Genomic DNA, 667 nt, shown 5'->3' on the forward strand with positions numbered 1-667 from the left:
CACCCAGTAGTCCGACATGCCGTAGCACTTCTCGGACTTGTTTCCGGATTCCGGCGAGTTGGAGGAGCCTCCCAGCAGGTACCCGCCGTCGCGTGTCTGCACGGCGCTCCGGAGCTGGTCGGCATACTGTCCCCCGAAAACCTTCTGCCATTCAATCTTCCCTTCGGAATCGAGCTTCACGGCCCAGTAGTCGAGGCTGCCGAACCCGGCCTCGGATTTCCCGAACGGGTCGGGCTGCCCTGCGGCAAGCTTCTCGCTCCTGGCAGAGCTTGAGGAGCCTGCCAGCAGGTATCCGCCGTCGGAGGTGGGCACGACGCTCTGCAGCAGTTCCTGTCCGGAGCTGCCTATGGTGCGCTGCCACTGCTCGCCTCCCTTGGCGTTGAGTTTTATTATCCAGAAGTCTTCCTTTCCGAAGCCGTCCTCCTTCTTCTGTTCCCCTTTTGGCGAGTCTGACGTGCCGGCGAGGATGAAACCGCCGTCACGGGTGAGCCTTACGGACTGGAGCAGGTCGGCACCGGAGCCGCCGAAGGATTTCTGCCAGTCGAGTTCCCCCTTTTCGTCCATCTTCCATACCCAGTAGTCGAGGTCGCCCGCGGCGGCCTCTGTCTTGTTTCCGGTCTTTTTGGAGAGGGAGCTTCCCGCGAGTATGAACCCGTAGTCGGGCGTG

1 pseudogene is annotated in these 667 nt (G+C 61.9%); it reads right to left on the reverse strand.

Going from position 1 to position 667, the window contains the following annotated elements:
• Window positions 1-667 (reverse strand): annotated as a pseudogene (locus tag ASG38_RS04310) (T9SS C-terminal target domain-containing protein); the annotation flags it as partial.

Source organism: Flavobacterium sp. Leaf359, from assembly GCF_001423985.1.
GTDB lineage: Bacteria > Bacteroidota > Bacteroidia > Flavobacteriales > Flavobacteriaceae > Flavobacterium > Flavobacterium lindanitolerans.